This window comes from Vibrio viridaestus (genome assembly GCF_003856525.1).
GTDB lineage: Bacteria > Pseudomonadota > Gammaproteobacteria > Enterobacterales > Vibrionaceae > Vibrio > Vibrio viridaestus.
In genome coordinates, this window is record NZ_RJVQ01000082.1 from 1 (window position 1) to 603 (window position 603).

General features: G+C 37.9%; 1 protein-coding gene. It reads left to right on the forward strand.

Features of this window, described 5'->3' with window-relative positions:
* Positions 1-221: hypothetical protein (locus EES38_RS23285; protein WP_208020505.1), on the forward strand; the 221-nt coding region annotated here is incomplete at its 5' end.
* Between the last annotated feature and the right edge of the window lie 382 nt (positions 222-603).

Consider the following 603-nt stretch of genomic DNA (forward strand, 5'->3'; position numbering starts at 1 on the left):
TTTGTTCGATTGGTGAACAGAAAAATATCGAAAAGAACATAAGAAACCAAGAGTGTCACTCTGGACTCATGTCAATGATACCCATGAAAAACGCTGTCAGTGTTGGGATAGAGGCGACAATATCGTTTTCAGTTTGCAGGAGATTCGCTCGACTGCATAAACTGATGATTCGCGCGAATGATATTGTCGTCAGACCACCAATTGAACTGGACAGGTTGTAAATCGTCGAGTAGTTGAACAGCCGATTGATGTACCGGAATCATCTGTTAAATAACGGCCACGAGGAAACAATACTTCATAAAATGAAGTACGACATCGAAATAGAACAACTACAATAGTTCAGATGTGTTACAATGTCAARTCTAAATAACATCGTTCTTACGTATACTRACAGTTGCACTGAACRKTCGYTTAGGTATKATTAGCGTAACAGTTGRATRWGTGAATAAAAACATATACGAAAACTATGGTTGGGTTCGTGGAGAATTTTCGAGGACGTTTAGATATTTTCCAAACCCGTATCGCATGTAAATAAACCGAAAATRGAATTAAAATGACTGTCGWGTAATAAGGAAATCGAGYCATGATTTACCGTGTGAATTA